26 protein-coding genes, 1 tRNA gene and 2 pseudogenes are annotated in these 23,574 nt (G+C 69.3%); 12 read left to right on the top strand and 17 right to left on the bottom strand.

Features of this window, described 5'->3' with window-relative positions:
- Window positions 1-34: 34 nt before the first annotated feature.
- The 3 genes from VE172_RS15545 to VE172_RS15535 form a co-directional block, all read right to left on the bottom strand.
- A complete protein-coding gene (locus tag VE172_RS15545; protein WP_324802837.1) occupies window positions 35-1,177 on the bottom strand; it encodes a tetratricopeptide repeat protein in 1,143 nt (380 codons plus the stop codon).
- Window positions 1,178-1,182: 5 nt separating this feature from the next.
- A complete protein-coding gene (locus VE172_RS15540; protein ID WP_324802836.1) occupies window positions 1,183-2,364 on the bottom strand; it encodes an AAA family ATPase in 1,182 nt (393 codons plus the stop codon).
- Window positions 2,365-2,443: 79 nt separating this feature from the next.
- A complete protein-coding gene (locus VE172_RS15535) occupies window positions 2,444-2,701 on the bottom strand; it encodes a CD225/dispanin family protein (protein ID WP_324802835.1) in 258 nt (85 codons plus the stop codon).
- 161 nt (window positions 2,702-2,862) lie between these two features.
- Between VE172_RS15535 and VE172_RS15530 the strand changes: the two genes are divergently transcribed.
- From VE172_RS15530 to VE172_RS15520, 3 genes are all read left to right on the top strand, one after another.
- Entirely contained in the window at window positions 2,863-3,156 is a 294-nt protein-coding gene (locus tag VE172_RS15530) for a DUF503 domain-containing protein (RefSeq protein ID WP_324802834.1), read from the top strand.
- Window positions 3,157-3,172: 16 nt separating this feature from the next.
- On the top strand, window positions 3,173-3,601 hold the full coding sequence (rbfA, locus tag VE172_RS15525; RefSeq protein ID WP_324802833.1) for a 30S ribosome-binding factor RbfA: 429 nt from the start codon (window positions 3,173-3,175) through the stop codon (window positions 3,599-3,601).
- A gap of 118 nt (window positions 3,602-3,719) precedes the next feature.
- Window positions 3,720-5,051, top strand: coding sequence for an MATE family efflux transporter (locus tag VE172_RS15520; protein ID WP_324802832.1), 1,332 nt, complete (start codon window positions 3,720-3,722; stop codon window positions 5,049-5,051).
- On the opposite strand, the gene VE172_RS15515 is transcribed toward VE172_RS15520, so the two are convergent.
- The gene (locus tag VE172_RS15515; protein ID WP_324802831.1) at window positions 5,048-5,902 is read right to left on the bottom strand and encodes a P1 family peptidase; all 855 of its coding nucleotides are present in this window, start codon (window positions 5,900-5,902) and stop codon (window positions 5,048-5,050) included. The two genes, VE172_RS15520 and VE172_RS15515, sit on opposite strands and share 4 nt — an antisense overlap.
- 444 nt (window positions 5,903-6,346) lie before the next feature.
- On the opposite strand from VE172_RS15515, the gene VE172_RS15510 reads away from it, so the two are divergent.
- From VE172_RS15510 to VE172_RS25490, 3 genes and pseudogenes are all read left to right on the top strand, one after another.
- Window positions 6,347-6,418, top strand: a tRNA-Gln gene (locus VE172_RS15510).
- Between the two features lie 174 nt (window positions 6,419-6,592).
- Complete coding sequence (locus tag VE172_RS15505) at window positions 6,593-7,021, top strand: hypothetical protein (protein ID WP_324802829.1); 429 nt, start codon at window positions 6,593-6,595, stop codon at window positions 7,019-7,021.
- 17 nt (window positions 7,022-7,038) lie between these two features.
- A pseudogene (locus tag VE172_RS25490) lies at window positions 7,039-8,067 on the top strand (glycosyltransferase family 4 protein); the annotation flags it as partial.
- A gap of 105 nt (window positions 8,068-8,172) precedes the next feature.
- Here the strand turns inward: VE172_RS25490 and VE172_RS25485 are convergent.
- The 3 genes from VE172_RS25485 to VE172_RS15490 all read right to left on the bottom strand — a co-directional run bounded on the left by VE172_RS25485 (window position 8,173) and on the right by VE172_RS15490 (window position 10,213).
- On the bottom strand, window positions 8,173-8,772 hold the full coding sequence (locus tag VE172_RS25485; RefSeq protein WP_349258406.1) for a M56 family metallopeptidase: 600 nt from the start codon (window positions 8,770-8,772) through the stop codon (window positions 8,173-8,175).
- A 297-nt stretch (window positions 8,773-9,069) separates the two neighbouring features.
- Complete coding sequence (locus VE172_RS15495; protein WP_324802827.1) at window positions 9,070-9,420, bottom strand: BlaI/MecI/CopY family transcriptional regulator; 351 nt, start codon at window positions 9,418-9,420, stop codon at window positions 9,070-9,072.
- 106 nt (window positions 9,421-9,526) lie between these two features.
- Window positions 9,527-10,213, bottom strand: coding sequence for an IclR family transcriptional regulator (locus tag VE172_RS15490; protein ID WP_349258404.1), 687 nt, complete (start codon window positions 10,211-10,213; stop codon window positions 9,527-9,529).
- 61 nt (window positions 10,214-10,274) lie between these two features.
- Here VE172_RS15490 and leuC point away from each other — a divergent pair, with 61 nt between their 5' ends.
- From leuC to VE172_RS25480, 3 genes are all read left to right on the top strand, one after another.
- Complete coding sequence (gene leuC / locus VE172_RS15485; protein ID WP_349258401.1) at window positions 10,275-11,699, top strand: 3-isopropylmalate dehydratase large subunit; 1,425 nt, start codon at window positions 10,275-10,277, stop codon at window positions 11,697-11,699.
- A 13-nt stretch (window positions 11,700-11,712) separates the two neighbouring features.
- The gene (gene leuD / locus VE172_RS15480) at window positions 11,713-12,309 is read left to right on the top strand and encodes a 3-isopropylmalate dehydratase small subunit (protein WP_324802824.1); all 597 of its coding nucleotides are present in this window, start codon (window positions 11,713-11,715) and stop codon (window positions 12,307-12,309) included.
- A 171-nt stretch (window positions 12,310-12,480) separates the two neighbouring features.
- Window positions 12,481-13,080: an HU family DNA-binding protein gene (locus VE172_RS25480; protein ID WP_349258400.1), complete on the top strand. Its 600-nt coding sequence runs from the start codon at window positions 12,481-12,483 to the stop codon at window positions 13,078-13,080.
- 67 nt (window positions 13,081-13,147) lie between these two features.
- Here VE172_RS25480 and mraY read toward each other — a convergent pair whose 3' ends face one another.
- From mraY to VE172_RS15440, 7 genes are all read right to left on the bottom strand, one after another.
- Complete coding sequence (gene mraY, locus VE172_RS15470) at window positions 13,148-14,233, bottom strand: phospho-N-acetylmuramoyl-pentapeptide-transferase (RefSeq protein WP_324802823.1); 1,086 nt, start codon at window positions 14,231-14,233, stop codon at window positions 13,148-13,150.
- A 60-nt stretch (window positions 14,234-14,293) separates the two neighbouring features.
- Complete coding sequence (locus VE172_RS15465) at window positions 14,294-15,178, bottom strand: bifunctional NUDIX hydrolase/histidine phosphatase family protein (RefSeq protein ID WP_324802822.1); 885 nt, start codon at window positions 15,176-15,178, stop codon at window positions 14,294-14,296.
- A 71-nt stretch (window positions 15,179-15,249) separates the two neighbouring features.
- Entirely contained in the window at window positions 15,250-15,447 is a 198-nt protein-coding gene (locus VE172_RS15460) for a cold-shock protein (protein WP_324802821.1), read from the bottom strand.
- Window positions 15,448-15,465: 18 nt separating this feature from the next.
- Window positions 15,466-16,071, bottom strand: a complete 606-nt coding sequence (locus tag VE172_RS15455; RefSeq protein ID WP_324802820.1) for a TetR/AcrR family transcriptional regulator — start codon at window positions 16,069-16,071, stop codon at window positions 15,466-15,468.
- 13 nt (window positions 16,072-16,084) lie between these two features.
- Window positions 16,085-17,722: an MFS transporter gene (locus VE172_RS15450; RefSeq protein ID WP_324802819.1), complete on the bottom strand. Its 1,638-nt coding sequence runs from the start codon at window positions 17,720-17,722 to the stop codon at window positions 16,085-16,087.
- Between the two features lie 98 nt (window positions 17,723-17,820).
- Complete coding sequence (gene cofC / locus VE172_RS15445) at window positions 17,821-18,459, bottom strand: 2-phospho-L-lactate guanylyltransferase (protein WP_324802818.1); 639 nt, start codon at window positions 18,457-18,459, stop codon at window positions 17,821-17,823.
- Window positions 18,460-18,678: a hypothetical protein gene (locus VE172_RS15440; protein ID WP_324802817.1), complete on the bottom strand. Its 219-nt coding sequence runs from the start codon at window positions 18,676-18,678 to the stop codon at window positions 18,460-18,462.
- 139 nt (window positions 18,679-18,817) lie between these two features.
- Between VE172_RS15440 and VE172_RS15435 the strand changes: the two genes are divergently transcribed.
- The 3 genes from VE172_RS15435 to VE172_RS15425 are packed head-to-tail and all read left to right on the top strand — an operon-like array spanning window position 18,818 to window position 21,691.
- The gene (locus tag VE172_RS15435) at window positions 18,818-19,585 is read left to right on the top strand and encodes a lysophospholipid acyltransferase family protein (protein WP_324802816.1); all 768 of its coding nucleotides are present in this window, start codon (window positions 18,818-18,820) and stop codon (window positions 19,583-19,585) included.
- Window positions 19,578-20,582, top strand: coding sequence for an NAD(P)H-dependent glycerol-3-phosphate dehydrogenase (locus VE172_RS15430; RefSeq protein WP_414715108.1), 1,005 nt, complete (start codon window positions 19,578-19,580; stop codon window positions 20,580-20,582). Before VE172_RS15435 ends, VE172_RS15430 begins: the two co-directional genes overlap by 8 nt.
- 14 nt (window positions 20,583-20,596) lie before the next feature.
- A complete protein-coding gene (locus VE172_RS15425) occupies window positions 20,597-21,691 on the top strand; it encodes a D-alanine--D-alanine ligase family protein (protein ID WP_324802814.1) in 1,095 nt (364 codons plus the stop codon).
- Here VE172_RS15425 and VE172_RS15420 read toward each other — a convergent pair whose 3' ends face one another.
- The 3 genes and pseudogenes from VE172_RS15420 to VE172_RS15410 form a co-directional block, all read right to left on the bottom strand.
- Window positions 21,692-22,228, bottom strand: a complete 537-nt coding sequence (locus VE172_RS15420) for a PadR family transcriptional regulator (RefSeq protein WP_324802813.1) — start codon at window positions 22,226-22,228, stop codon at window positions 21,692-21,694.
- A 602-nt stretch (window positions 22,229-22,830) separates the two neighbouring features.
- The gene (locus VE172_RS15415; RefSeq protein ID WP_324802812.1) at window positions 22,831-23,466 is read right to left on the bottom strand and encodes a DUF3515 domain-containing protein; all 636 of its coding nucleotides are present in this window, start codon (window positions 23,464-23,466) and stop codon (window positions 22,831-22,833) included.
- A gap of 11 nt (window positions 23,467-23,477) precedes the next feature.
- Window positions 23,478-23,574: pseudogene (locus tag VE172_RS15410) on the bottom strand (Lrp/AsnC family transcriptional regulator); the annotation flags it as partial.

Raw genomic sequence — 23,574 nt, 5'->3', positions numbered from 1 at the left:
TTTGACCTGGGTGAAAGGGGGTCTGACGGTATCGCTACATGGAGGGGCGTTTTCTTGACGCGATCTTGACGGCGCGGCGTGCGATGGCGATGTCGGCGCCGATCCAATACGCCAGGTTCTCCCGCAGCCGCGTCGCCAGCGGCAGGTCGTAGTCCTCGTCGGGTCCCATGGACATCTCCAGGGTTCCGATCGCCCACAACGCCGCGACGGCGGGGACCGCCCACCAGGCCGCGGCGGTGGCGCCGGTGAACAGCGCGATGGCAAGCAGCGCACTGATTCCCAGCAGCAGCGCCGACCCGCCGACGAAGCTCAGCCACTGCCACCGCGACGACACCCGAAGCGCCCGCCACGACGTCGATCCACCGAGAAACGGCCAGCGGGCCGCGTCGGCCAGGGCGCCCGCGATGACCGCGCCCGCGGCCACCCGACACGCCGTGCCCCACCCGCCGTCCAGCCCTCCCAGCAGGGTCAGCGCCGCCGCCAGCGGCAACAGCCAGCGCGGGCGCCACGCGGTGTTGGTGATCGGCCAGGCCAGGTAGGACGCCAGGTTCATGCTGGGGTCGACGCCGACGGCGTTGCGCAGCGCCTCAATGGACGGTCGCGCCCTGCCGCGCAGCAGCTGCATGAGACCCAGCAGTTTCCACACGTCCGCCTGGCCGGGGTCGTGCCGCAGCGACTCGGCGAGTGCCTCGACCGCGGCGTCGATGTCGCCGCGCTGCCGCGCGCACACCCCCACCACGGCCAGCAGCTCGGCGTTGGCCGGGTCCCGCTCCAGGGCGCGGCGGGCCACCGCCTCGGCCTCGTCGAAGCGGTGCTCCGCGGCGAGCAGGGCCGCCTGTTTTTGCAGGTTGCCGACGTCCTCGGGGTCCAGTTCGACGGCGCGGTCGATGGTGGCCACCGCCCCGGCACAGTCCCCGGTCTCGAACAGCAGGGTGCTGCGGATCCAGTGCAGGCGGTCGTCGTCGGGCGCCATCGCCAGGGCGTCGTCCAGGACGTCGAGGCCCTCGGTCCAGCGATCCTGCATGCCCAGCATGATCGCCAGCCAGCCCAGCAGGTCGGTGTCGTCGGGGTGTGACAGCAGGGCCTCGCGCACCAGCCGCTCGCCCTCGACGGGCCGGTCGGTCTCCCCGTACGCGCGCAGGCGATTCTGGAGGCGGTCGAACTGCTCGTCCTCCATCGTCCTCACAGGAGGCGCCGCTGCTTGAGATACGCGCGCAGGTCGTCGTAGCTGCCGTCGGTGTTGCCGAAGGTGGTGACGTTGCGGGCGGTCTGCAGCCACGGCCCGCAGGACGGTTTCACCTCGCGCAGCGCGGCGGCGAAGTCGTCCATCGCGATGGGCCGCACCTCGCCGCGCACCATGGAGTCGGCCAGCGCCAGCTCGGCGGCGGAGTCGACCAGGTGGGCCAGGTCGGCGCCAGAGAAGTCCTGTGTGAATGAAACGAGCCGGTCGATGTCGAGGTCGCCGCGGGGTCGATCGGCCAGGCGCAGCCGCAGCAGGGCGGCGCGGGCGGTCGCGTCGGGCGGCAGCACCAGCACCATCCGGTCGAAGCGTCCGGGGCGGCGCAGCGCGGTGTCGACGTCCCAGGGATGGTTGGTGGCGCCCAGCACGAACACGCCGTCGTTGCGCTCGCGCACCGAATCCATCTCGGTCAACAGGGTGTTGACGACCGTGCGCAGCCAGCTGTCGTGCTTCAGGTGAGAACGCTTCTGCCCCAAGGCATCCACCTCGTCGAAGAACAGCACGCACGGCGCGTCGCGGCGGGCGGCGGCGAACATCTCGGCCAGGTGCCGCTCCCGATCGCCCACGTAGGCGTCCAGCACGTCGGTGATGCCCACCGCCAGGAACTTCGCGCCCAGCTGCCCGGCCAGGGCGCGGGCGACGTACGTCTTGCCGCACCCGGGCGGCCCGTACAACAGCAGCCCGCCGGAGGTGGACTTGCCGAACGCCGCGGCCATGTCGGGGCGCCGCATCGGCCCCAGAAACGCCACCTCCAGGCGCTTCTTCACCTGTTCCATGCCCGCCACGTCGGCCAGCGTGACCCGCGGCTCGGCGACGTCCTCGGTGACGGGGTCACCGCGCGGCGCCACGGGTTCGGGCCCGCCGACCTCCCGCTCGGCGCGCGTCCAGTCGAAGCCCGGGGGTGCGGGCGGCGCCGCCATCGCCGCGGTGATCGCCGACAACAATTCCAGTCCCCGCGCGTGCTCGGGCCGCAGCGACAACACCGCCGAACAGTGCTCCAGCGCCTGGGCGGCGCGGCCGTGCGCCAGCAGCTCCTCGGCCAGGTGCAGCCGCAGGGAGACGTCGTCGGGGGAGGCGGCCACGGCCGCCAGCAAGCCGTCCAAGTGCGGCGCGGAATCGTGCATGGCTTGGACTTCCGGTGAGGGGGGCGGGGGCGCGGCAGCTCATGCGGCCACAGGCGCACACACTACACCAGGTAGGGCGTCAGCGATGTCCCGCGACCAAGCACACGTACGCCAACGCGGCGACGAGGCCGCAGGCCGCCGACGCGATCGTCCAGTTCTTGGCCTTGTCGGCGCTGGCCGCCGCGCCGTCGTAGTCGCCCCGCGCCCAGGCCGAATTCACCTGGGCGGCGTACACGATGGCGACGACGCCGAAGGGCATGCAGCAGAAGATGGTGGTGAGGATCGCCCCGGCCAGCCAGCTTTGCGGGGGAGAGCCGGGGGAGGAGTGTGAGGACATGGGGTCTCGCTTTCCGTGTGGGTGGGGCGGATTCCGTGCCGCACAGTGTGTCCAATGGATGCAAATGGCTCGACGACAACGGCGTCACCGTCGGTAGGGTGTGCGCCACGCGGCGCAAATAGCACTTTCGTACCGGGGTGCAACGGGCGTACTCTTTAGCGGTGTTCACGGGTACCGCCGTTTTCGACATCCTGTTGCCGGGCGATTCGCGTTCTCTCAAGGCCAAGCGGTCGTATGTGCGGCCGATCGTGGCGGCTTTGAGAAAGTTCGAGGTATCCGCCGCCGAGGTCGGGGCGACCGACCTCCATGGGCGCAGCCAAGTCGGGGTCGCGGTGGTGTCGGGTGAGCACTCGCACGTCCAGGACGTGCTGGACGCCTGCGAGAAGTTGGTGGTGGGCCGTCCCGAAGCCGAGCTGCTGAGTGTGCGGCGGCGCGTGTTCGGCCCCGAGGAATGAAAGAGGTGGCCTCGCAATGAGCGATTCGGCAAAGGCGCGCAAGATGGCCGAGCGGGTCAAGGAATTGACGGCGACGGCGATTCGCGCCCACGTCAAGGACCCTCGGCTCGGGATGGTGACGATCACCGACGCCAAGCTCTCTCCCGACTTCCGTGAGGCCACGATCTATTTCACGGTGTTCGGGGACGAGGAGTCCCACGCCGCCAGCGCCGCGGCGCTGGACAGCGCCAAGGGCCTGCTGCGATCCAACGTCGGCAGGGCCCTGGGGCTGCGGCACTCGCCGTCGTTGACCTTCGTGTTCGACGGCCTTCCCGAGGCGGTCAACCAGATCGACGAGCTGCTGGCCAAGGCCGCCGACGCCGATGCCGAGCTGCACCAGCTCGCGGCGCGGGCGCAGTACGCCGGCGACCCGAACCCGTACAAGGAAGACGCCGTCGAGGAGTAGCGCGCGACCTTTCCACGGGCACCCGGTTTCGCGGGTGCCCGTTTCTCGTGGGCGAGCTCACCCGCGGCGTAAGGATTCAGTACTATCTGATTCATTACACATCTGGCAGAATGACCCCATGAGCGCGACAACCGCCCCCGCCACACCCGCCAATTCGGCGAGTCTGCGTCGCATCACCGCCCTCGCCCTGCCCGCCCTGGTGGTGCTCGCCGCCGAACCCCTCTACGTCCTGGTCGACACCGCCGTCGTCGGCCACCTCGGCCGCGTTCCCCTCGCCGCCCTGGCCCTGGGCGGCGGCGTCATGACGGTCGCCGCCTGGTTCGGCAACGTCCTGGCGTACGGCACCACCTCCCGCGTCGCCCGCCGTTTCGGTGCGGGACAACGCGCCGAGGCCGTCGCCGAGGGCGCCCAGGGGACCTGGCTGGCCCTGCTGGTCGGCCTGGTGATGCTCGCCGTCGTCCAGCTCTTCGTCGGCCCGATCACCCGCGGCCTGGCCGGGGGCGCAGGCGACGTCGCCGCGGCCGCCGAGCTCTGGCTGCGCATCGCGGTGCTCGGTGCCCCGTTCATCCTGGTCGCCATGGCGGGCCAGGGCTGGATGCGCGGCGTCCAGAACACCCGGCGCCCCATGTACATCGTGCTGACCGCCAGCATCGGCTCGGCCGTCCTGGCCCCCGTCCTGGTCTACGCCCTGGGCTGGGGCCTGATCGGCTCGGCCGTCGCCAACGTCATCGCCCAGGTCGTGTCGGGCTCGCTGTTCATCCGCGCCCTCATCGTCGAACACGTCGACCTGCGACCCAAGTGGACGGTCCTGAAGCGCCAGATCAGCCTCAGCCGCGACCTCGCCATCCGCGGCGGCGCCTTCCAGCTGTGCTTCATGTCGGCCGCGGCGGTGGCCGCCCGCTTCGGCGCCGCCACCCTCGCCGCCCACCAGATCGGCCTCCAGCTGTGGATGTTCGCCAGCCTCGCCCTCGACGCGGTCGCCATCGCGGCCCAGGCCCTGATCGGCGCCGAACTCGGCGGAGGCGACGCCGACCGCGCCCGCCACACCGCCCGCCGCATCGCCTGGATCGGCCTGGGCTACGGCTCCTTCTTCGCCGTGGCGGTGCTCGCGGGCTCCCCCGTCCTGGCGGGACTGTTCTCCTCGGACGCCGACGTCCACGCCCAGGCCGCGGTCCTGTGGCCGTGGTTCATCGGCATGATGCCCCTGGCGGGGGTCGTCTTCGCCCTGGACGGCGTCTTCTTCGGCGCGGGCGACGCCGCCTTCATGCGCAACATGACGATCGTCGCGGCCCTGCTCGGCTTCCTGCCGATGATCTGGCTGACCTACGGCCTCGGCTGGGGCCTGGGCGGCATCTGGGCGGGACTGACGGCGTTCATCGTCATCCGCCTCATCGCGCTGCTGCTGCGCCAGCGCAGCGGTAAGTGGCTCATCGTGGGCGCCGAGCGCTAGGCCAGCGAGCGGATCGCCTGCGCCACGGTCGTCAGGGCGAGCATCCTGACGACGTCCACATTGGCGTCCACCGCCCCGGTCGCCGCGGCGATGAAGGCGTCGCCGTCGAAGCGGGTGTGGGGCGGGGCCAGCGCTCGGGAGAGGCCGTCGTGGGCGCCCTGGGCCGCGATCAGGCAGCCCACCTTGTCGAGGCGGGCGTTGGTGGTGACCACGCCGATCGTCGTGTTGGTGAACGGGACGGGGCCGCCGATGCCGTCGGGGTCGGCGTCGGCGACGACGCGGTCGGCCAGGGTGCCGTCGACGTCGATGGCGCCGAAGGCGTTGACCGCCACCACGGCCGTCACCACCAACCGTCCCTTGCGGATGGTGGCGGTGGAGATCCCGCCCGGCGCGGCGCCCGACGGACCGCGGACGTGGCCCACGGTGGCGCCGGTGCCCGCGCCGACCGCGCCGACCTCGATCTCCTGAGAGGCGGATCGGCAGGCGGCGTAGCCCTGGTCGGGGCCCGGGCGGGTGCGCGGGTCGCCGACGGCGAGGTCATACAGGCCGAGGGTGGGGACGATCGGGACGCGGCCCGCGGGGGTGGGGGTGCCGCGGCCGGTCTCCTCGAGGAATCGCATCACGCCGTCGGCGCTGGCCAGGCCGAACGCGGAGCCGCCCGTGAGGACCGCCGCGTCGACCGTGGAGACGGTGCGCTCGGGGGACAGCACCTCGAGCTCGCGGCTGGCGGGGGCGCCGCCGCGGACCTCGGCCGAGGCGACGGTGCCCTCGGGAAGGAGGATCACGGTGCAGCCGGTGCGGGCGGCGGCGTCGGTCCAGTGCCCGACGCGGATTCCCAGGTCCGATGACATGCGGTTCCTATCTCGAGATGTGGGAACTATGGTGCATCATTCGGGATCGCTATTACCGTAGTCCACGATGCGTTACGTACTCATTCTTCCCAGCCGCGGCGGGACCTGAACCACAGGCCGACTCCCCGTCGCGGTGTTGGACGCGTCGGTCCACCGATTTTCATCGCGGTGCGGGGAGTACGAGTTACGCGCGAAGACGGCGCCGCCGGGCTCTCCGCCCACCAGACAACAATCTCGACAGGAGAGCAATCATGGCCACCACGACCGCCACCCAGAAGCCGTCCTCCACTGCGGACGAAGAGCGGGAGGAAGCCCGCCGCGCCCTGCAGGAGTCCATGAACCGTCGTCAGTAGGGACTCGATGGCGTCAACGCCCGGGCCGATACCCGTTTGTGCGGCCTCCGCCGCGTCAGGTAGAGTCTGTTCCCGGCGCTGACGCCACCCTTGGGGTATGGGGTAATTGGCAGCCCGTCTGGTTCTGGCCCAGTTAGTCTAGGTTCGAGTCCTGGTACCCCAGCACGACGACGAAAAGCGAAGTGCGTTCTCTACGAGAGAACCACTTCGCTTTCGTCATTTATGCGTACCCGACCCTCCTCTTGTTTACCTGTGGCGCACATCGTCACGGGAGTGGCCCTACGACTTGTGGGGTGTACCTTTGACCCGACAACTCGTAGGGTGAAGGACGGGCCGCATGAACAGTGGGGAATCCGTGGCGTTTCGGCACGCGGAGATGGACGAGGTGTGGCCGCGCGGCGGCGACATCCGGATCACCGGCCGGGTGAGCGGCGAGGGGCTGGATCGCCTGGTGGCGCAGGGACGCGTCAATCCCTTCGCCCGCTGCGAGGCCGACGTCACGGTCACCGACGGCCACTTCGACACCCGCGTCAGCGTGGCGCGTCTGGTATCGGCGTGCCGCGAGGTCGACGAGACCTTCGACCTGTACCTGACCCACTCGGGCAGCGACCAGGGCCGGGCCCGGGTGGGCAGGCACCTGGACGACATTCACGGGAAGAAGCGCGTCTTCCGCTACCCCGAGCAGATCGTGGACGGCGTGCGGGTCAAGCCGTACTTCACCGAGAACGACAACCTGTCGGTGACCTGCCGCAGGGCCGAACAGTGAGAATCCGATACATCCTGATGAACGCGTACTCGGTCGGCGGGACCGTGCGCACCGTGGCGAACCAGGCCAACGCCATGGCCGCCGCCGGGCACGACGTCGAGGTGGTCAGCGTGCTGCGGCAGCGCCGCACCCCCGCGTTCGGCTATCACCCGCGCGTCAGGCTGCGTCCCCTGGTCGACGAGATTTCCGTCCCCGGCCGCTGGCTGCTGGGCAAGGACCTTCACCAGCCCAGCGAGCTCGTTCCCCGCCAGGAGGTCCGCTACCGGCGCTTCAACCGCCTCACCGACCAGCGGCTGGTGAGGTACGTGTCCACATTGTCCCCCGGGATTCTGGTCACCACCCGCCCCGCCCTCAACCTCATCGCCGCCGAGCACGCCCCCTCCCGCGTGATCACCGTCGGCCAGGAACACATGCACTTCGACCGCCACAAGCCCGAACTGGCGCGGCAGATCAGGAAGCTGTACCCCCGCCTGGACGCGGTAGCGGTGCTCACCGAAGCCGACGAGCTCGCCTACCGCGCCGCCCTCGGCGACGCCGTGCGGGTGGCGCGCATCCCCAACGGGCTGGCGGACATCGCGCCGAACATCTCCACTCAGGACAGGAAGCTGGTCGTTTCGGCGGGCAGGCTCGTCCCGAACAAGGGCTTCGCCGACCTGATCAACGCCTTCGCCGAGGTGGTCGCCGTCCACCCCGACTGGCGGCTGCGCATCTTCGGCGGCGGCGACGAATACGCGAACCTGCGCGCGCTCATCGACTCCCGCGACCTCTACAACCACGTCTTCCTGATGGGCACCACCGAGCAGCTCGACGACGAACTGGCCAAGGCCTCGATCTTCGCGATGGCCTCCCGCAAGGAGGGCTTCGGGATGGTGCTGGCCGAGGCGATGAGCCACGGCGTGCCGCCGATCAGCTACGACTGTCCACACGGGCCCAGCGAGATCATCGCGGACGGACGCGACGGCCGTCTGATACCCGTCGGCGACACCGACGGCCTGCGCGACGCCATCAACGCGCTGATCGCCGACCCGGGGCGCCGCCGCGAGATGGCCGCCGCCGCGGTGGTCTCGGCACACCGCTACGACGCCGAGACGATCCGCAAGCGTTGGGAGGAGCTGTTCGCGCAGCTGGAGGGTTCCGGGCGGGCCGTGGCGTTATCCGGGAAGGATGCGCCAGAACAGATCGACGAAGTCGCCGGTGGCGTCGGCGGTGATGACGGGGACCACCAGGGCGCACGCCACGACGATCGCCGCCCACGCCCGCGCCGGGCGGGGAGGCGTGTTCCGCAGCGCGTCCACACGGCGGATCACGGCCTGGTCGGCGAAGGCCAGCGCGCAGCGGCGTTGGGCGTTGGCCGACAGCAGGGCCGCGCGCGCCAGCGCCCGCGCGGTGATGTCGCGGTCGCCGGTGGCTCGGGCGGCGTGTTCGTCCGCCCAGCGCTCCAGCAGGAACTCCACGTCCCCGCGCAGCGGGATCAACAGCGGGTCGACGGCGGCGGCGACGTCCACCAGCAGCCGCAGCCAGCCGTGGTGGTGCCGCAGGTGGGCGCGCTCGTGGGCCAGCAGCACCTCGCGCTCGGCGGCGTTCAGGCCGCGCAGCATGGCCGTGGTGACGAAGACGTGCCCCGGCCGGCCGGGGATGGCGAACGCCCGCGGCTCCTCGGAATCCGCCACGATCAGCTCGGTGTTCGCCGCGGAGCCGCCGGTGAGGGTGCGCTTCAGGTCGCGGGTGTGGCGCTGGGAACGCACCAGCATGGCCACCCGCAGCGCCACGATCACTCCCAGCACAATGGACGCCTGTGCGATGATCTCCGGCACCGGATCGGGGATGCTGAGGTGCCGCGCGTGTGCGTCGGCCGCGACGTCCGGCAGGTCCTCGTACAGGGTCCCGGCCAACAGGACCAGGGCCCACACGAAGGACGCCGCCGTCAGCAGGCTGGCGGCCACCAGGACGCACGCCGCCACGGCGGGCGGCATCCGGCGGGCGACCAGCGGGCTGACGGCCCCCAGCAGCAGCGACGCCACGAGCGGGACGTAGACGTCAATGACCATTTATCTCTTCCGATCCAGCAGATCCCGGAGTGCTCGTTCCTCGTCAGGTCCCAAGCCTGACACGAAATGCTGCAGGGAGGAGATCGGATCGGGATTGCGCTCCAGCGCCAGGTGCATGGCCTCGGCGGTGGCCTGCGCGGTGGCCGTGACGGGGCGGTAGGCGCCGCGGCGGCCCTCGGCGTCGCGCACCACGACGCCCTTGTCGTACAGGCGCTTGAGTGTGGTGTGGATCGTGTTGTAGGCCAGCCCGCCGCCGACCTCGCTTTGGATCTCCGTCGGCGTCAGGGCCTTCTCGCTGGCCCACAGCGCGCCCAGCACCTGGCTTTCCAGCTCGCCGGCGCTGCGCCGCATGGGTTTGCCGTTCGATGTCGCATGATCGCGGGCACTTATCATCGCGCAACCTTATGCCTTGTAGGGTCCACCTGACAACCCCGCGGGCCGTCCGGCCTGGTCATATTCAACGTCCCGACAGCCGTTGACCGGCGCGGATCACGGCCATCGCCATCCGCTCCCCGGGGCGCCGCCCCATCCGCTCGATGGGGCCCGACACCGAGATCGCCGCGACCACCCGGCCGGTGCGGTCGCGGATCGGCGCCGACACCGACGCCACGCCGGCCTCGCGCTCGGCGACGCTCTGCGCGTAGCCGCGGCGCCGCACCTCGGTGAGGGCCTGGGCGGAGAAGCGGCACTTGGGAAGCAACGGCAGCACCGCCTCCGGCGGCTCCCAGGCCAGCAGCACCTGGGCGCCGGACCCGGCCGACATCGGCAGGACGGCGCCCACCGGCACCGTGTCGCGCAGTCCGCTGTGGCGCTCGGCGGCGGCGACGCAGATCCGCTCGTCCGCGCGGCGCCGATACAGCTGCGCGCTCTCGCCGGTCTGGTCGCGCAACAGCTTCAGCACCGGGTCGGCCGCGCTGAGCAGCACATCCGGTGTGGCGTCGGCCAACTCGCCCAGCCGGGGCCCGGGCCGCCAGCGGTTCTCGTGGTCGCGCACCAGAAGCCGGTGGGCCTCCAGCGCCTGCGCCAGACGGTGGGCGGTGGCGCGGGGGAGACCCGACTTGTCCACCAGTTCGGCCAGGCTGGCCCCCTCCACGCACGAGGTGAGGATCAACACGGCCTTATCGACGACGCCGACTCCGCTGATACTGTTTCCCATGAGCTGAAATGTACCTCCCAATATGCGGGAAGTCCAGAAAGGGTGAGCAATGCCAAATACGGCACCGGCGACCATGGCGGAGAAGGTATGGCGCGCCCACACGGTGCGCGCGCGCGACGGCGAGCCTGATCTGCTCTACATCGATCTGCATCTGATTCACGAGGTGACCAGCCCGCAGGCCTTCGACGGCCTGCGCGCCGCCGGGCGCAAGGTGCGCCGGCCCGACCTCACCATCGCCACCGAGGACCACAACACCCCGACCGACGCGCTGCCCACCACCAGCCTCGCCAGCATCACCGACGCGGTGTCGCGCACCCAGATAGAGGCATTGCGCCGCAACTGCGCCGAGTTCGGCGTCCGGCTGCACCCGCTGGGCGACAACGAGCAGGGCGTGGTGCACGTGGTCGGGCCGCAACTCGGCCTCACCCAGCCCGGAACGACCGTCGTGTGTGGCGACTCGCACACCAGCACCCACGGGGCCTTCGGCGCGCTGGCGTTCGGCATCGGCACCAGCGAGGTCGAGCACGTGCTGGCCACCCAGACGCTGCCGCAGGCGCGCCCCAAGACCATGGCGGTGACCGTCGACGGCGAGCTGCCGTCCGACGTCACGGCCAAGGACCTGATCCTGGCGATCATCGCCAGGGCCGGCACCGGCGGCGGGCGCGGACACATTGTGGAGTATCGCGGCGAGGCGATCCGCGCGCTGTCCATGGAGGCGCGCATGACGGTGTGCAACATGTCCATCGAATGGGGGGCCAAGGCGGGCATGATCGCCCCGGACGACACCACCTTCGCCTACCTCCGCGACCGTCCACACGCGCCCGCCGGCGCCGACTGGGACCGCGCGGTCGACGCGTGGCGGGCGCTGGCCACCGATCCGGGCGCGCGCTTCGACAAGGAGCTGCGCATCGACGCGTCGTCCCTGAGCCCGTTCGTGACGTGGGGGACCAACCCGGGCCAGGGCGTCCCGCTGTCGGCCTCCGTGCCCGACCCCGCCGACGTCGCCGACGAGACCCAGCGCGCCGCGGCCGCCCGCGCGCTGGAATACATGGACCTGACGCCCGGCACGCCGATGCGCGACATCACTGTGGACGTCGTGTTCCTGGGCTCGTGCACCAACGGGCGCATCGAGGACCTGCGTGCCGCCGCCGACGTGCTGCGCGGCCGCCGCGTCGCCGCGGGCGTGCGGATGCTGGTGGTGCCGGGCTCGGCGCGCGTGCGTGAGCAGGCCGAAACCGAAGGACTGCACGAGGTCTTCACCGCGGCGGGGGCCGAATGGCGGTTCGCCGGGTGCTCCATGTGTCTGGGCATGAACACCGACCAGCTGGATGCGGGTGCCCGTTCAGCCTCCACATCGAACCGAAACTTCGAGGGGCGTCAGGGACCGGGGGGGCGCACCCATCTGGTGTCGCCGCCGGTGGCTGCCGCCACGGCCGTCACCGGCCGTATCGCCTCACCCGCAGACCTGTCATAAGGAGACTCAACGCATGCGTAGCTTCACCGTCCACACCGGCCGCGCCGTCCCGCTGCGCCGCTCCAACGTGGATACCGATCAGATCATCCCCGCCCGGTACCTGAAACGGGTGACACGCACGGGATTCGACGACGGCCTGTTCGCCGCGTGGCGCGCCGATCCCGACTTCGTGCTCAACCGTTCCGCACATGCGGATTCCTCCATCCTCGTCGCCGGGACCGAGTTCGGCACCGGGTCCTCGCGCGAACACGCGGTGTGGGCGTTGCAGGACCACGGTTTCCGAGCGGTCATCGCGCCGCGCTTCGGCGACATCTTCCGCGGCAACGCTCTCAAGGGTGGACTGCTCACGGTCGAGCTCGACTCCGCGACTGTGGAATGGCTGTGGGACGCCGTGGAGGCCGACCCTCGCACGGAGATAACCGTCGACCTTGAAAAGCGTGAAGTCCGTGTGGCCCAACGGATCTGGCAATTCCCACTGGACGACCACAGCCGCTGGCGCCTCATGGAGGGGCTCGACGACATCGATCTGACTCTGCGCGATGAAGCGTCCATTACGGCCTTTGAAAGCGATCGTCCGTTGTGGCTACCACACACACTGCCGGTGGTGTGATCGAGCCACTTCGTTGCCCCGACAGCGATCCTCAGGCGTGGCCGATGAGAAATCTTTGCGACACAACGATTTTTCTCTCTGATATGGTTGCGCCCGCGATCAAATCAGCATAACGTGCGGTTTACGGTTCATCCGAACCATTAGATATATGTTGTCGGGAGGGAAAGTCTCGTGAATAAGGCCGAGTTCATCGATGCGCTCGTCGAGCACCTGGGCGATCGGAAGACGTCTCTGAAAGCGCTCGACGCGATGCTGGAGGAAATCCAGCGCGCGGTCTCCAAGGGGGAGAAGGTCTCCTTCGCCGGATTCGGTGTCTTCGAAAAACGTCAGCGGGCCGCTCGCATGGCGCGCAACCCGCGCACCGGCGAAGCCGTGCGGGTGAAGAAGACCGTGGTGCCGGCGTTCCGCCCGGGGCAGGGCTTCAAGGAGCTCGTCACCGGCGAGAAGAAGATGCCGAAGAAGCCCGGAGCGAAGAAGTCCACCGGGCGCAAGGCCACCGCCAAGAAGACGGCGCCGGCCAAGAAGGCCACCACTCGCAAGACCGCTGCGAAGAAAACGGTTCGCACCGCGTCGAAGTCGGCGGCCTCGGTGACCAAGCGGGTGGGTGCCACAAAGAAGTCCGCCGCGAAGAAAACCGCGAAGAAAGCGACCCGCCGCCGTTTATCCATAACGGTGGGTCGGGCAGTCCGCCCGGCCTCCAGCGGATCAACGTATCGCGCAAAGCGGTACTACATACATCGCGACATGAAAAAGGGGAACGGTCTAATGTGAGACCGTTCCCCTTAGTCGTTTCATGTTCCGTTGACCGTTTTCGACATTAATTCATTCGAATGGGTGATCAAAAACCAGCCCTATGGATGAAGTCCGCAAAGAACAGTCCCACGGCCAGTGCCGCCGCAACCGCTGCCAGCAACCAGAACCGGACGACGATGGTCACCTCGCTCCATCCAGCCATTTCGAAATGGTGATGAATGGGCGACATTCGGAAGACCCGTTTCCCCGTGGTCTTGAACGACACATACTGGATGATCCGGGACGAAGTGACGAACACGAACAGTCCACAGATGATGGGCAGCAGCAGCATGGTGTGGGTGGCCATGGCCAGGCCCGCGATCAGGCTGCCCAGCCCCAGCGCCCCCACGTCGCCCATGATGATGCGGGCCGGAGACGTGTTCCACCACAGGAACCCGATCAGCGCCCCGGCCGCGGCGGCCGCCACCAGCGCCACCTCCAGCGGGTCGCGCACCTCGTAGCAGGCGGAGAACTTCGGGCGCTCGGCACACCAGTGCCGGTACTGCCAGAAGGCGATGAGCACATACGCCGACAGCACGATCGCCGAGGAGCCGGTCGCCAGTCCGTCGAGGCCGTCGGTGAGATTGACCGCATTGGACGTTGCCATCACCATGAGCACGAACACCACCACGGCGCCGATGCGGCCGATGTTCGCCCACGGGATGTCGCGAACGAACGACACGTTCTCACTGCCCACTGTGTAGTGCTCGGGGCTGGGGAAGTACAGCGCGAGCGCGCCGAAACCCGCGCCGACCAACAACTGACCGACGATCTTGTACCTGCCGGGCAGACCGCCGGGGTGACGCTTCACCACCTTGAGCACGTCGTCCAGCAGGCCGATGAGACCGGCGCCGACGAACAGCCCCAAAAGCACCAGGCCGGTCAGGGTGGGCAGGTGCGGGCGCCCCTGGAGCGGCAGCAGCGCCACGTGTCCGATGCCGTAGGCCAGGAGCGTGGCGCCGATGAACACCAGGCCGCCCATGGTGGGGGTGCGCTGCTTGCCCGCGTTGGAGGCCAGACCGAGCTCGTTGCGGACCGGCTGGTGGGCGCGGGTGAGGAGCTTGATCGCCAGGGGGGTGACAGCGATCGAGATGATAAGGGCGGCAATGGCGCCGATGATCACTGATCTCATTGAGGAGGGCCTTTGCGGTCGCGACGGCGGGGGCAGCCGCCGACTTTACCGGCAAAACGGCTACAACCTCTCGACGGCCACCAGGGTGCGCTTGGCGAACGACAGCACCCACACCCCGGCGACCGGGGTGTTGACGCTGTGGAGCTCGATGCCGTCGCTGTCGGCGAGGATCGCCAGCGAGTCGGCGATCACCGGGGCCTGGCTGCACACCACGCCGCCGCCGTCGGCGGCCAGGTCGCGCAGCCGGGTGGGGGCGCGCTCGGGGTTGCGGAAGTGGGCGTCGGCGTCGAACACCGACTCACCCTCCAACTCCATCGACAGCGCCGATGCCAAGGGCGCCACGGTCTTGACGCAGCGCTGCGGGGTCGCCGAGACGATCCTTTGAGGATCATAGAGCGACAGCAGGGTGGCCAGCTGGGTCGCCTGGGACCGGCCGATGGGGTCCAGCGGGCGCGCCACGTCGATGCCGCGGAAGGACTCCGGGGCCTCGGGGCGGGCGTGGCGCAGCAGCACCACGGTGGCGGTGACCGTCGGCAGCTTCCGGAAGGCGTTGAGCGCCTCCTGATCCCGGGGCCGGGTCAGGGTGGCCCGGGCGTCGTCGAGCCGGAACCACTCCTGTTTGGTCACCTCCTCGGTGGGGGCGAACTCCGCGGCGGGGTTCGCCGCGCGCATCGACCAGAAGTCCACCGACTTGGTGACGTCACCGTCGGGATGGGACAGTGTGTAGTGCGCGGTGGTCAGGAAGGTCTGGGGAATCGGCGCGTGGCCGGTCTCCTCGGCGACCTCCCGGCAGGCCGCCGCCAGCGGGTGTTCGCCGTTGTCGAGCTTCCCCTTCGGCAGTGACCAGTTGCCGGTGGCGGGACGGAAAACCCCCGCGACCTCCACGCTGCCCTGGGGATCGGTGCGCCACAACACGCCCCCGGCGGCCAGAACCCGGTTATCCACCCCGCTACCGTAGCGGTCCGGCGAAGTGAGTGTGGTCATACCACGGTGCCGTGTTCCACCGGCTGTTCGTGCTACGCCATCGTGATGAGGCGCAGGCCCGTGACGACGCCGTCGGCGTCGGTGTCGAGCCGGACGCGCTGGCCCAGCCGCAGCAGCCGCAGGGGCGAGGCGTCGAAGGCGGTGTGGTCGAAGGACTTGGTGGTGCCGTCGTCCAGAAGGACGCTGCCGCCGCGGGTCGTCGGGTCAAAGGTCGCCACGGTTGCCTGCATGGGCCTCACCCTACCGCGTCACTTCTTCGCGATGCCGTCCAAAAGGGAGTCGATGACCCGGTCGGCCAGGCCCTCGCGCTTGATGTTGGGGAAGCTGCCGAACACCGCGACCATCATCAGCGGCGCCAGAAACATCGCGCCGACGGTCTCGACGTCGATGTCGTCGCGCAGCTCGCCGTTGGCGATGCCGCGGCGCAGGGTCTCGTGGACGCGCTCGCGCCGCTCCCGCACCGACTCCTCGTGGCGCCGGGCCAGCTCGGGGTTCTGCTTGAGTTCCCAGGTGAGACAGGGGAGGATCCGGCCCTCGCGCGTGTCCTCCGAACGCCGGATGACACGCGCGAGGTCGGCCAGGTCCTCCCTGATGCTGACGCCCTTCAAGGGTGGGCTGACGCCCTTCATGGTGCCGACCGCGTCGATCACCAGTGCTTCCTTGTTGGGCCAACGCCGATAGATGGTCGCCTTGCCGACACCGGCGCGCGCGGCGATCGCCTCGATGGACAGCGCGTCGATCGATCCGATCTCGGCGATCAAGTCCAAAGTGGCCTCGGTGATGGCCTCACCGGTGGCGGGGTCGCGCGGCCGGCCCTTGGGCCGCGCGACCATCGCTTCGTCCTTGGCAACCATGTCTCGCATCTTCTCAGGCTTCGATCAGCACGGGTTCGGCGGAACCTTGCGCGGCCTCATCGGCCCGCTCGTGCGCGCCACCGGGTCCGGTGCCGCGGTCCTTGCGGGGAAACAAGATCAGCGCCACCAGGATTCCCACCACGCCCACCGAGGCCGACACGATGGCCGTGGTGTGCATGGCGGAGATGAAGGCGTCGGTGGCGTTGTCCATCAGCTGGCGGCTGAGCTGGGCGGCACCCGGCGCACCGGAGTGCGCGATCTGTTGGGCCGCACCATAACTGCTGGCGATGGACTCGGCGACGTCGTGCTTGTGCGGCATGCCGTCGGGCAGCTTCGGCGTGATGCTGGAGCGATACAGCTGCGCCAGCACCGAACCCAGCACCGCCACGCCGATGGAGCCGCCCACCTGGCGCAGCGTGTTGCCGACGGCGGAGCCGACGCCGGCCTTCTCGCGCGGCAGCGAGCCCATGATGGTGTTCATCGCCGGGGGCATCACGTTGGCCATGCCCGCGCCCTGCACGAAGAACATCACGCCCATCACCCACACCGGGGTGTCGGCGTCCAGCAGCAGGTACCCGGTGAAGGCCAGGGTGATCGCGGTCATGCCCGCGGTCGCGGTGGCCTTGGGGCCGAAGCGCTTCACCATCACCGAGCTCAGCGGCGAGAAGATCAGCATGGCGCCGGCGAAGGGCAGGAACAGCAGACCGGTCTGCAGCGGGGAGAAGTTCTTGATGATCTGGATGTAGAAGGTCATGAAGAACATCAGGCCCATGCCGGCGAAGAACACCAGCGCGACGACGGCCGAGGCGGACGAGAAGCGGCGCTCCTTGAACAGCCTGACGTCCAGCGCGGGGAACTCGATCATCCGCTCGTACAGCACGAACGCGACAAGCAGGATCACGCCGCCGGCGGTCGGGCCCCACACCTTGAGGAGGCTCCAGTCGCCGGTGTCGCCGCCCTCGATGATGCCGTAGGTCAGCGTGACCAGGCCCGCGATGGACAGCAGCACGCCGACGACATCGATCTTGGTCTTCAGGGGGTTGCGGGATTCCGGGGCCACGAATCCGATGGCCAACAGGGCCACCAGCACCACGGGCGCGTTGATCAGGAACACCGAGCCCCACCAGAAGTGCTCAAGCAGGGTGCCACCGATGATCGGGCCGATCGCGATGCCGATACCCACGGCACCCGACCAGATCCCGATGGCGCGCCCCCGGTCCTTGGGGGCGAAGACGTTGGTCAGAATCGACAGGGTGGACGGCATGATGGCCGCGGCACCGATGCCCATTCCGGCGCGGGCCAGGATCAACTGGGTCGGATCCTGGGCGAATGCCGAGGCCACCGACGTCAATCCGAACAGCACCAAACCGATCATCGCCATCCGCTTGCGGCCGACGCGGTCGCCGATGACGCCAAAGGTGAACAAGAGGCCGGCGAACACCAGGGTGTAGGAGTTCACGGCCCATTCGAGCTGGCTCTGGCTGGCGCCCAGGCCGTCCTTCGGGTCGGCGATGGTCTTCATCGCGACGTTGAGGACGGTGTTGTCGAGGACGACGACGATCAGGCTCAAAACCAGGACGCCGAGGATGAACCAGCGGCGTGGGTGCCCCTCGGGCGGTGTCTCTGCCTGTATGGAGGCGGGAGAGGACATGGGGATACTCCTGTGGGATATGAAACGGAACAGTCTCGTATTGGTCGACGACCACGCTACGTCGGATATTTCGAAACGGCACTGTTTCGTATCGAGAGTCACATTCGCTCGACGCGCGGGGCGATATGTCCGGACACTAGCGCCGCGGTGCGACATCCGAGCCCGATTTTTCGGGCCGCCTCCAGGTCGGCGACGGTGTCGACATCGCGCCGCAGCCCCGGCCAGGCTCCCGGCAATCTCACGGCCCCAAGGGTTTCGTGGCTGGCGGCCGAGTCCTTTCCGAACTGGGGTTCCAGTGTGGACGCGTCCTGGGTGGTCAACAGCACAGTGCCGAGCGTCTCGGCGTCGGGCACGAAGGCGCGCGGATGCGACGCGGCGCGCGCCAACGCGTCGTCCAGTTCGGACGGCTTCAGGGCGGGGAGATCGGCGGTGAGCACCCCCAGGCGTCGGTCACCGAGGGCGCCCGCCGCGTGGCCGATCGCGGCGTTGAGTCCGCCCCCGCCCCCCTCGCCGACACAGTCGACCCCGAGGGGCTCCAGCGCCGCCCTCACACGGGGATCGACGGTGATCGCCACCACCCGGTCGACCTGGGTGGTGGCGATGGTCGCGGCCGCGGTGTCGCCGGCGAAGGCCAGCGCCAGCGCGTCGGTGGGTGTCGGGGTGTGGCCGCGCAGCCGGGTCTTGGCGCGCGACAGTCGTTTGACCGGAAGGAGAATCGTCCAACCGCGTGGATCCACTTAGCGGATCTGGCGGTGCTGGTTTCCCGAACCGAGCTTCCCGCGCACCTTGTTGTACCCCCAGATGGCCACGCCGACGACGAGCAAGCCGATGGCCAGATAAAAGACGATCGAAAACAGCCACGACAGCACCGTCCCGACGATCGCGATGACGATGTAGCCCAACACGAACAGGGCAAGGATCGGGCCGATGATCCAGGCCAGCAGTTTGAAATTCACCAGGCGCTCCTAGACGCTCGTGTGCGGTATGACGTTATGTATGACTCCATCATGACATCATTTGCCGTCAACTGCCACGGGGGATCTTCCCCGATCCCGGACAAGTAGGGTGCAGGTTCAACTTGTGATGGAGGTCGGAGTGTCGAAGGTCGATCGCAATGATGCCAAGTATTTCCGTCGCCGCCCCGGAGGAGACAAGGCGGGCTTCTGGCTGCGCCTGGTCGCGGGCATCCTGAAGCCCATGCTGGTGTTGGTCACCAAGCGGTCGTGGTCGGGGATGCGGCACGTCCCGATGACCGGCGGAGTGATCCTGGCCTGCAACCACATCTCCCAGGCCGACCCGCTTCCCGTGTCGCACTACGTCTTCAACACCGGACGCAACCCCCAGTTCCTCGCCAAGGACGGGGTGTTCAAGGTGCCGGTGGCCGGCAAGCTCATCAGGTGGACCGGCCAGATCCCGGTGTATCGCGGCGGCGCCGACGCCGTCAAGTCGCTGCACGCCGCCATCGCGACCGTCAACCGCGGCGAGCCCGTCGTCTTCTACCCCGAGGGCACCACCAGCAAGCAGCCCGAGCACTGGCCGATGCGCGGCCGCACCGGGATCGCCCGCCTGGTCAAGGAAACCGGAGCCCCCGTGATCCCGATGACGGTGTGGGGCCCGCAGGACATCTTCGACCCGCTGACCAAGAAGTTCCGCTTCCCCTGGCGGGTCCCGGTCACCGTCACCGCGGGCGAGGCGGTCGACCTGTCGCCGTGGGACGACGCCCCCGCCGACTCCGAAACCCTGCACGCCATGACCGATGCGATCATGTTGCGCATCCGCGATCAGCTGGCCGAGCTGCGCGGCGAGGCGGCACCCCCCCTTTACGACTTCAAGGCGGCCAAGGCGGCCGGAGAGGATTCCTGACGTGGCACACGTGGCAGTAATGGCGGCCGGTTCCTGGGGCACCACCTTCGCCAAGATCCTCGCCGACGCCGGAAACCAGGTGCGGATCTGGGCGCGGCGCGCCGAGGTCGTCGAGTCGATCAACGTGCACCACATGAATCCCCACTACCTCCCCGACGTCCCGCTGCGGTCCACCATCGTGGCGACCACCGACGCCGCCGAGGCGCTGGACGGCGCCGAGATGGTCGTGCTGTCGGTGCCGAGCCAGACCCTGCGCGACAACCTCACCAACTGGGCGGGGCACCTGGGTTCCGAGGCGACCGTGATCAGCCTGATGAAGGGCGTGGAACTCGGGACGCTGAAGCGAATGAGCGAGGTGATCAATGAGGTCGGCAAGGTCGACTTCGAGCGGATCGCCGTGGTCACCGGCCCGAACCTGGCGCGCGAGATCGCCCAGGAGCAGCCCACCGCCGCGGTGGTGGCCTGCGCCGACGCCGCCCGGGCATCCAGGGTGCAGGACGCCGTCACCAACCGCTACTTCCGCCCGTACACCAACCCCGACGTGGTCGGCTGCGAGCTGGGCGGCGCCGTCAAGAACGTCATCGGCCTGGCGCACGGCATGGCCAGCGGCATGGGCCTGGGCGACAACACCAAGGCCACGCTGATCACCCGCGGCCTGGCCGAGACCGCGCGGCTGGGCGCCAAGCTGGGCGCCGACCCTCTCACCTTCTCCGGGCTGGCCGGGCTCGGCGACCTCGTCGCCACCTGCCAGTCCCCGTTGTCGCGCAATAACACCTTCGGCGTCGCGCTGGGCCGGGGCAAGAGCCTCGCCGAGGCCCAGGAGATCACGAAGCAGACCGCCGAGGGCGTCAAGAGCTGCCGGTCGATCCGCGACCTGGCCCGGGCGTACGGGGTGGAGATGCCCATCACCGAACAGGTCGAGAAGGTCTGCTACGAGGGCCTGTCGCCACAGCGGGCGGTCAGGGACCTCATGTCCCGCGACACCACATCCGAGTAGCCATGGGAGATCCGATGAAGAAGATCAAGGTCGCCGTCGTCCTGGGTGGACGCAGCGTCGAGCACCCGGTGTCGTGTGCCAGTGCCGCCGGCGTGATCGCCGCGCTGGACGCCGACAGGTACGAGGTGCAGGCGGTGGGCATCACCCCGCAGGGCCAGTGGGTCACCGTGGACGCCGATTCCGCCAAGCTGGCGATCGGCAACGGCGCGCTGCCGGAGATCTCGGCGGACTCGGGGAAGCGCGTGGTGCTGGCGGCCGACCCCACGGCGTCCAATGTGGTGGTAACGGATGCCGCGGGCGCCACCTCCACGATGTCCGACGTGGACGTCGTGTTTCCCGTGCTGCACGGCGCCTTCGGCGAGGACGGCACCATTCAGGGCCTGCTGGAGATGGCCGAGGTGCCGTACGTGGGCTCCGGGGTGCTGGCGTCGGCGGCCAGCATGGACAAGGAGTTCACCAAGAAGCTGCTGGCCGCGGAGGGGATTCCCAGCGGCGACCACGTGGTGCTGCGGCGCGGCCAGGAACTGTCCGAGGAGGACAAACAGCGGCTGGGGCTGCCCGTGTTCGTCAAGCCGGCCCGCGCCGGATCCAGCCTCGGCATCACCAAGGTCGCCGAGTGGTCCGGCGTGCCCAAGGCGCTGCAGGCCGCCCGCGCGGTCGACCCGAAGGTGATCGTGGAGGCGGGCTTCGGCGGCGTCCGGGAGCTGGAATGCGGTGTGCTGGAACGCCTCGACGGCGGCACCCCCGACACCACCCCGCCCCTGGAGGTGCTGGGCACCGGCGAGGAGGGCTGGTTCGACTTCGACGCGAAGTACCTGGGCGCCGAGTCGCCGTACGACCTCAACCCCGAGCTGCCCGCCGGCGTCGCCGAGCGGGTGCGCGAACTCGCCGTGCGGGTATTCACCACTTTGGACTGTTCGGACCTCGCGCGGGTCGACTTCTTCCTCACCGCCGACGGCGAGGTGGTCGTCAACGAGATCAACACGATGCCCGGGTTGACCCCGGCCTCCGGTGTCCCGCAGGCCTGGGCCAACGCCGGGCTGAGCTACGAGGAACTGGTGACGCGGCTGATCGAACTGGCCGTCCAGCGCGGCACCGGTCTGCGCTGATCAGTCCTCGTCGTCGACGGGGGCGTCGTCCTCCGGCGTGGGCGACGAGGTGTCGCCGTCGGCGAGGATCTGGTAGAGCTTGCGGCGCGTGTCGTTGAGGATCTCGCGGGCCTTGGCGCGCCCGTTGGGTCCGGCGGAGTACGCCACCTGCATCAGGGCGCTGGCGCTTTGCTGCGCCAGGCTCATCAGCTCCCACACGTCCTCGTCGACCTGCGGAGTCATGGCCTCCCAGGGGGCCTCGACCTCGGCGGCGTTTTCGGTGACGTACGCGCGTCCGGCGTCGGTGAGCTGGTACAGCGTCCGGCGCCCCTCACCGGTGGGCTCGATCAGCCCCTCGTCGGTGAGCTGTTGCAGCGCGGGGTAGACCGCGCCGGGGCTGGGCCGCCACGCGCCTTGGCTGCGTTCGGAGATCGCGCCCATGATCTGGTATCCGTTGAGAGATGCGTCCGACAGCAGCGACAAAATCGCCGAGCGAACGTCGCCGCGCCGCGCCTTGCGGCCCCGGCGTCCGCCGAAGGCCATTCCGGGAAATGGCATCTGCGGCATGGGGGGCATCTGTGGCATCGGGCCGAAGCCCGGGGGGCCCCACGGACCCGCGTGCGGGGGCGGGGGCGGTCCGGGGGGACCGAATCCGAATCCGCCCGGCGGCTGGTGGCGATGACCCCGGCCCCGGCCGCGTCCGCCGTGAGGGTGACCGCCCTCGTGGTGCGCGCGCTGGAAGTGTCGGGCGTGGTGGTCGTGCGGGTGGTGGTGGTCCCAGGGACCGTGTTCTTCATGTCGTGGAGACATTATTCGTCCTATCGTCATAACATCGACGACTATCGCCGATGCGTCAACGATATATCGTTACCTATCGCGTGGCAAGTCCGCGGCGCGAAAACTTTGCGAGACTCCGCCAAATCCCCGGGCGGACTCGGGAGCGGGGCTGGTCGGCGCCGACGCGTGCCCCGAAGGGTCGGGTTGCCTCATGGCGCTCTCGCCGTGCGGGGACGGGGAGGCTCGCGGGAGCATTTCGGCCTTCGAGGTCGATGGCGCTCTCGCCACGGGGGGGGCTCGCGGCCAGCGATCAAGCATCCACCACAATGGATACGGCAGGAACCGTCAACGCTGGGACTCGGAGACCCGCGGCCCCGTCGGGCTCACTTTCCGCTGCAGCCGCTCGGAATGTCCTTGATCGGCTCGATCTTCTTGGCCACAGGCTTGGACAGCGCCTGCGCCAGCTGGCCTGGCTGCTTGTGTGTCGCGGGAACCGTCAGCTCCACTGGCTGCTCGCGGTCGACCGTGGTCCAGATCGTGCGGTGCTTGTTGGCGTCGGCGTACCAGCACACCGCGCCCAGTCGGTACACCTCGCCCGACTTCGGCACCGTGACCTCCTCGACGCCACAACGCATCCGCACCGCGGGATCGCCCCAGGCCGCCGCCACCTCGGCGGCGCTGTGCTTGCCGTCCACCAGCCGCCGATCCAGGCCGGTGAGCTTCTGCGGCACCTTGGTGACCAGGGCACGACAGGCCTTGAAGTCGGCGTCGGCCAGCACGGGCGCGTCGATGGACACCGTCTTGCCGCTGCCCTTGCCGCTGTGGTCGGCGTCGGAGTCGGCGGGCTGGTGCGTGGAGTTGACCAGCGCGAACGCGCCGATCGCGGCGACGATCGTCACCGGCACGGCCACGAACGTGGCGAGGCGCGCGGCGCGGCGGCGGTCCTCGGCGGCGGAGTCGGAGCCCTTCTCATCGGGACTCTTCGTCGTGTCACGGGACTGGTCGTGGTCCGTGGCCACCGTTGCGCTCCTTAGAGATGGACGACCGAACAGGTGAGGGTGCGGGTAATGCCCGACACCTGCTGTACCTTACTGACCACCATCTTGCCCAGTTCGTCCACGGTGTGC

This window comes from Stackebrandtia sp., from assembly GCF_035643755.1.
GTDB lineage: Bacteria > Actinomycetota > Actinomycetes > Mycobacteriales > Micromonosporaceae > Stackebrandtia.
Note: the sequence above shows the minus strand (reverse complement) of the source record. Positions and strands in the feature narration are given on the sequence as shown.